This is a genomic window from Mycetohabitans sp. B2 (assembly GCF_021733735.1).
GTDB lineage: Bacteria > Pseudomonadota > Gammaproteobacteria > Burkholderiales > Burkholderiaceae > Mycetohabitans > Mycetohabitans rhizoxinica.
Window position 1 is genome coordinate 138417 of the sequence record NZ_JAHKSP010000001.1, and the last position, 6246, is coordinate 144662.

Annotated in this window: 7 protein-coding genes; all 7 read right to left on the bottom strand. The window is 61.7% G+C overall.

Going from position 1 to position 6246, the window contains the following annotated elements; translation table 11 throughout:
- Positions 1-3: 3 nt before the first annotated feature.
- Positions 4-327 (bottom strand): phage tail assembly protein, encoded by a 324-nt coding sequence (locus tag KPG66_RS00595; protein ID WP_237069720.1) that lies wholly within the window; start codon positions 325-327, stop codon positions 4-6.
- 161 nt (positions 328-488) lie between these two features.
- Positions 489-998 carry a phage major tail tube protein gene (locus tag KPG66_RS00600; protein WP_237069710.1) on the bottom strand — a complete coding sequence of 170 codons (510 nt, stop codon included), beginning with the start codon at positions 996-998 and terminating at the stop codon, positions 489-491.
- Positions 999-1013: 15 nt separating this feature from the next.
- Positions 1014-2186 (bottom strand): phage tail sheath protein, encoded by a 1173-nt coding sequence (locus KPG66_RS00605; RefSeq protein WP_237069711.1) that lies wholly within the window; start codon positions 2184-2186, stop codon positions 1014-1016.
- 71 nt (positions 2187-2257) lie between these two features.
- Positions 2258-3001 carry a tail fiber assembly protein gene (locus tag KPG66_RS00610; protein WP_237069712.1) on the bottom strand — a complete coding sequence of 248 codons (744 nt, stop codon included), beginning with the start codon at positions 2999-3001 and terminating at the stop codon, positions 2258-2260.
- Between the two features lie 21 nt (positions 3002-3022).
- Positions 3023-4939 carry a hypothetical protein gene (locus KPG66_RS00615; protein ID WP_237069713.1) on the bottom strand — a complete coding sequence of 639 codons (1917 nt, stop codon included), beginning with the start codon at positions 4937-4939 and terminating at the stop codon, positions 3023-3025.
- A gap of 2 nt (positions 4940-4941) precedes the next feature.
- Entirely contained in the window at positions 4942-5484 is a 543-nt protein-coding gene (locus KPG66_RS00620; protein ID WP_237069714.1) for a phage tail protein I, read from the bottom strand.
- A partial coding sequence (locus KPG66_RS00625; RefSeq protein WP_237069715.1) for a baseplate J/gp47 family protein occupies positions 5477-6246 on the bottom strand: 770 nt, incomplete at its 5' end. The genes KPG66_RS00620 and KPG66_RS00625, both read right to left, overlap by 8 nt.

The following is a 6246-nucleotide window of genomic DNA, read 5'->3' on the forward strand; positions in this document are numbered from 1 at the left end:
CTTCTACGCGCTCGGGGAGTCCAGTTTCGATTTGACGGCCTTCGGCATCAAAAAACTCGCAAAAATGCCTCCTAGCATGATGAGGTCTGCTGGATCGAGGTTGGCCACATCGTGCTCGGTGAGCGTCGGTGAGCTAATACGGGGAAGCACCTTTTGCAGCGCGGCCACCTCTAGATTGATCAGATCGGACAGTGATGCGCCGCGCAATTCGCCAACAGTCGGCTTGCGCAACGTGATCGCGTCAAGGGTCTGGTTGCCGCGTACCAGTGGCGTATCTAACGTATGCGTGTTCGAATGGGTGGAATCGTTGCGCAGTGTGTCCTGAATGGGGGCTGCGCTGCATTCATGATTCGATGTGAGCAGTGTGTCCTGATTCGGAGCTGCGCTGCGTTCGTTATCCGATGTGGGGGCGTGTTTCACGTGGGACTCCGTGTGCTGCGTCAAGAGGGAATGAGGCCCGCTTTCGATCCACGCGCGGGCCAAGCGCATTACAGGCCCACTGCCATGCGCAGCGGCGCGAGCAGATTATTGCCGTTAATGTTTTCCATCATGTTGATGAGGTCAATTTCGATAATGTCTTCGCCATTGATCGACAATTTGTAATAGCTCGCAACGGTGGTGACCTTGAACGCGGTGTCTTCCTTTGCCTTTGCCGTGCCAGGATCGATTTCCGAATGGCGGCCCCGGATCACGATCTCGATCGCATCGACGCTTGGCGTGTCTTCGGCTTGATAGCCGCCGGCAAAGCGTAGCAACACGCCGTCGTGTTGCATGATGCCGTATTGAGCGAGGACGTCACGCATCAAGCCGCCGCAGGTCCATTCGATCTGAATGGGTTCTTGCCCGAAGTCGATCTTAATCGGCCCGCTCATGCCGCCGCCCTGGTAGTCCTCCATTTTGCGGGTGAGCTTGGGTAGCGTGACTTCCGCGACTTGGCCGGCGAAATTTGTGCCGTTGTGAAATAAGTTAAATCCTTTCAGTTTGCGAGGCATGCTCATGATGGGGGACTCCTTTTAGGCAACTACGCGCGACGCGAAGTCGGCAAGATAACGATCGGTGATGCGTTGGCGCAGTGTCAGGTTTTCGATGGGCGGAACCGGCGTGTAGTCGTAATCGATGGCCAGCTTGCCTGCCTTCATCGTTTCTGGCGTGTTCACGGTTTCGTCGTACCAAGCCGAGCCGCCAAGCAGATAGCCGTGCGCAATCAGTTCACGAAATTTCGCGTTGATGCCCTCAATCACGTCACGCACGAGCGAAGGATGCAGCGGCTTGTCGACGTACAGCAGATGCGCATCGGCCATCGTATCGGCCAGCACCTGCGACGTGCGCGTATAGTGTTCGAACGCGAACAGCGGATCATCGGAACAGGTGCGCGATCCCCAAAACCGGTAGCCGGTTTGGTTGATCAACGTGGTCACTTGTTGCTCGTTTAAGTAACCGGCGTCCGTGGCGGGGTCCTGCAGATCCCAGAACACATCGCGGCTAATGCCTGTCACGCCGTTGATGCCGACGTTGGACAAGGTTTTATGCCAGCCGACAGATTCGTCGATTTTGGCGCGTAGTCCAAGCGCCACGGCACTCGCCGCGAGCGTGTCCGGCACATTCGTGGTCGGGTCCCACGCGAGAAAATCCGGCCAAAGCACCATCATTTCACGCTGGCTGAACCGCCTGCGATACGCGGTGGCGTCTTCTTTGGTCTGCGCGCCGTGGGTGCCGACGTACGCGAATCCGCGCAGCTTTTGCGCCAGGGTGCCCAGTGCGGTGGCGACTGCTTGGGTATCCAGGCCAGGTGCGCCGAGAATGCGCGGCTTGACGCCGAATTTCGCTTGCGCGGCAAGCAGCGCCTGCATGCCAGTGTACTGGCCGGCTGCGTTGACGCCGCCAATCACATGGGTTTGCGTTTCGTCTTCGTCTTTGCCTTCGGCAACGCGCACGACAATCGTGACCGGTTGGCTTTGCGCGGCGATTGCTTCCAGCGTGCGGGCGAGTGTGCCTTGCGTACCGGCTTGGCCGGCGGCTTGTTGTACGTTGGTCACGAGCACGGGGGTGTCGAGTGGAAACGCGTTCGGGTCGGCATCCGGTGCGGTGGCCACTAGGCCGACAACAGCGGTGGATACGGTGCGAATGGGGCGGGTGCCTGCGTTGATTTCAAGCACGCGTACGCCGTGGTGGTAGTCCTGCGGCATGTCAAATACTCCTGGGGCAAGTTATGGGTTAAGGGAGCCTAGGGGGCAAGTTCTGGATTAAGAGTGGTCGGTTATTCGCGGTCGGAGACATCGGGCGTGGAGGCGTTGTCCGTATCGAGCCCAGGCACCAGCTCGTCGTTGAGCGACGCGTCATCGGCATGTTGCGCGGCGTAGTGTGACGCGCGATGTGCTTTTTGCTCGTGCACCTGCGAGAGCACGCGCTCCGATAGCGCTTTGGTGACAATGGCCTGTTCATCCGGGGGCGACGGCCATTGGACGTGGGCCGGAAAGTCGTCGGCATTGACCACGCGGACGAGTTCCATCTGGTAATGGCTCCATGCCTTAAAGAGCGCCACCTGCTCGTCGGATAGCAAGCCCGCTGCATACGCATCGGCTTTGCCCGCGTTGGCCGCCTGCGCTTCGCTCATGCGCCGGTCAAATTCGCGCATTGCCGCGTCGCGCTCGCGCTGCGCGACGATGCGCGGATCGATCTGCCAGCCGTCGTCTGTCCACACATATTCGTCACCGGGGCGCGGGATGGGCGTGAGTCCCGCGTCGTCGGCAGTGATGCCCGGGGCAAGGATTTCCGCCGCCGCGCCATTGACTTTGCGGAACAAGCGCTGGCCGCGAAAGTCGGGCAGCAGCACCCATGCACCGTCGCGGAAAAATGGCCATTGATTGCGCTGGCGCTCCGGCAGTGGCACGTCGGTGCAGCAAGACGGGATGAGCCAACGCGTTGGATTGATCGGGTCCGGGTCAGCCAGGCGGCTGCTGACGTATTGGCCGGTTTGGTGGTCGTATTGGTGGATCAGCATAGGGGGTGACCTTTATCGCAATTAGTAGGCGCGGATCATCGCGAGCAGGGCGATGTTGCGCGGGCGTGCTTCTGTGCCACCGTCGTCATTTACTGTGATCGTGTGAGAGTGGTTCCCTGCGCTGCCAATGCCAACGTTGTGGATGTGGTTGCCGTCACCATGGATTGAGATGCCTGTAAGGGTGTGATGCGTGTTGTAGTAACCCTCGATTCCATAAGGGCCGACTACTGACCGGAAATGTGAGTGACCGCCGCCGTATGGCACTTCTGTTGTGTGATTGTGGCCTGGGTCGTGGACAGCGTGGATGTGCCAGCCTCGCTCATCCATCCAGGCGCCGTGCACATGGTCACCTTCGACCGATGCCGTCGCGGCGTGCGCATGCGCACGGTTCTGGCTGTCCTGCCACGTGCCGATGCCACGGCCCGAATCAACGCCGCGCCCGTCATCCCAAAAGCGCAGATGCTCGCCGCGCACCTCGGGGATACGAAACGTCGTCTCACCGTCGCCGGTCGAAAAGCATCCCGGGTTATCGGGCCATTCGTCTTCGGACACGAGCGCGCCACAGCTCTGCGCGTAGGTCCACAATTGCGGATAGTCGTCCCGCTGGATCAACACGCCCGCCAGTTTCAGGCAGCCTGCCCGTACGCTCGTGCGCGCTTCGATGATGATTTGACCGATGGTCGCCTCGCTGATCGCGTTGGCGACAAACTGCGTCGTGGCGAGTTTGTGCGACACGTCGCCTGTCGGCGGCGTGGCCGCTGTGGCGGTACCGGCCACCTGTAGCGCGCTCGCCCCATCGTCGGTGGCGCCTTCGCCGATCAGCACGCGCCCGCCGTCTGTGGCCAGTCCCACCGTCGAGATGTCGAGGCCGGCGCGGGTGACGATCAGCCAGCGGTTCACGTCGGTCCATCCGTCGTTTACTGCCCGGCATTCGAAAGCGTTCGCGCCAGTTTTAATGTCCCACAGCTTGTGATGGGTCGGTGCCTCGGTGTATTTGAAGACGAGATCGCCCCCCGCGTTCGCGCCGAGCACCACGCCGGTGGCCGCTGTGCGTAACGACGCGTCCCCCACGGCGCCGCAGAATGCACCGATGCCGCTTACCACGACGTCCGAGCCATCATCCAGCACTCGGCGCCAAGGGCTCCATGTCCGGTCGTAGCGCACACGCGTATAGCTGATGCCACTGTTGAAGACCGTGTAGGTCTGGTAGGCTGTCCAGTAGAGCGCATAGACTTGTAGTTTGCCGGCGAACGCAACTGGATAGTTCAACTCGACGCTCGCACCCCTGGTGTAGGGCTGCAGGTAGATACCCGTTGACGTGACGGTGTTCAGATCGACGTTCTGCTCCAGCGCGTCACGCAGCGGCAACGCATGGCGGAGCACCCATTCACGCGGGGCATACCGCGCGTTCGCCGTGCGCGGCGTCACGGCGCGCGTGTCGTCTTCGCCCGCATCGACTTCGGCTTGCGTCGCGATCTCGATCACGCCTTGGTGCTCGGTGCTGGCCGGTGGGTTCACAAACGACGCGGACTCGAACCCGAGCGTGCCGGCGTCGATCGTCGTGAACTGGATATCGGTCGAAAGCAGCAGCGTCGCAGCCGGGGACTTCTCCATGATCGGCCCGTCACCCGCCGGCTGGCTGTAGTACGCGGCGAGCGTGCCGTCTTCCAGATACAACCCGAACCCGTACAGCGCGTACTGGTCGGGCGAGTTGTCTTGTATCGTGATGTGGATTGTGGCTGCGTCAACGTGCTGGCCACCAAACGTGTCGATGCGTTTGAGTTCGTGCGGCAGTTGCTTAAGCGCGGCGCCGGAGGCGTCGAACGCGGCGGTGCACAGACCGATGTGCGTGACCGTGTGTGCGACGGTGCCCTGATGGTTGCCGCTCACGAGCGCGGCCCGGAAAGCCTCAGATACGGTAATCGGGGTGCCTGCCATCGTTAGTTATCGCAAAGAGAAAGACGCCGGTACAGTCCAAGGTGGGTGGCTGCGCGCAGACCGACTGAGCCTGTGCGCACCATGTGCTGCGTAATGGTGTAGTGCGCACTGCCGCGCTTGACACAATCCACTTCAGCGATGATGTCGGCTACGTACTGTGCCGTGCAGGGGAGGTCGCCGCGCTCGCCCACGGTCATGACAATCTCGAACGTGCCGGGCTTGCCCCGCGGTGTCTGCTCGAACCATTCACGCATCGCGACATGGGCGCCAAACGACGCGCATACTTGCCGTACGGCTTCGGCCGTGCCCTTGTGGCGAGCAATGTGAATCGCAGCGCGCACACGCGCGCGTTTGACCGATTCGGGCCAGTAGTCCTTCCACGTGTCAACGCCCAAGTGCCAAGCCAGCCACGGCAGCAGCGTGAGCGGCACCGTATCGGCGTTCATCAGCGTGCCCAGCGGTACCGCGATGTCTGACAGGCGCGCATTCGTTGTCGCAAGACGCCGCTCCAGTCGCGTCGCGTTCGGTGGCAGCAGCTCACTCATTGGCCACCCCACCGTCGATCAACTTGATGCCAGTGCAATAGGCCGCTTCATCGTGGGCTACTGGTACGCCGTCAGCAGGGGTGTCGAGCAACACCTTTTGGACGCCGGCCACCCGCATCGACGCATACAACCCGTCTTTCGTGACCTCACGGCCGATGCGATGCATTTCACGCGCGAATTGCGTGGTGCACCGATTCGCTTCAGCCAGCGCCACCGCGCGGTCCGGTCCGCTGAAAAACTTCAGCGTGGCACGAATCGTGTAGGGGATAATCTTGGCGCTGCGCACGATCACTTCGTCCGTTTGCGGGCGCTTCTTCTCGAGCGCTTCGCGCACGACGGTAAGTAGCTCATCGCTGGCCGTGCCGTCGCCTTCGCGGGATAGGATCGTGACAACCATCACGCACGGCGATGGGCTGTACGCATCGGCCGACAGCACGCGGCCATCGGCCGAGCGCGCGTGGAAAACATACGCATCAAGCGGGCCGGCGACTGAGAAGCCGCGTGGCGCGAGCTGGATACGCTCGCGGTAATCGTCGCAGTCCTCATACACCGGATCGCGTCTAGTTTCCGGGTCACCAGCGCAAATGAGCAGCCGCTTGACATCGAACAGGGCGCCTAGGTGGTCCAACGTGGCACCGCTCGCATACGCGAGCAGCAGCGCGCGCGCCGCATCGTTCACGCGCTGGCGCAGCACCAGTTCGCGGTACGCGCTTTCCTGCAAAAGCTTGACCATCGGCTCGGACTCGAGTGCGAGCGTTGCAG

Bases quoted from the DNA above. Each gene is read 5' to 3' on its own strand.
- KPG66_RS00605 (WP_237069711.1), bottom strand. From the start codon at position 2,186: ATGCCGCAGGACTACCACCACGGCGTACGCGTGCTTGAAATCAACGCA.
- KPG66_RS00610 (WP_237069712.1), bottom strand. From the start codon at position 3,001: ATGCTGATCCACCAATACGACCACCAAACCGGCCAATACGTCAGCAGC.
- KPG66_RS00600 (WP_237069710.1), bottom strand. From the start codon at position 998: ATGAGCATGCCTCGCAAACTGAAAGGATTTAACTTATTTCACAACGGC.
- KPG66_RS00620 (WP_237069714.1), bottom strand. From the start codon at position 5,484: ATGAGTGAGCTGCTGCCACCGAACGCGACGCGACTGGAGCGGCGTCTT.
- KPG66_RS00615 (WP_237069713.1), bottom strand. From the start codon at position 4,939: ATGGCAGGCACCCCGATTACCGTATCTGAGGCTTTCCGGGCCGCGCTC.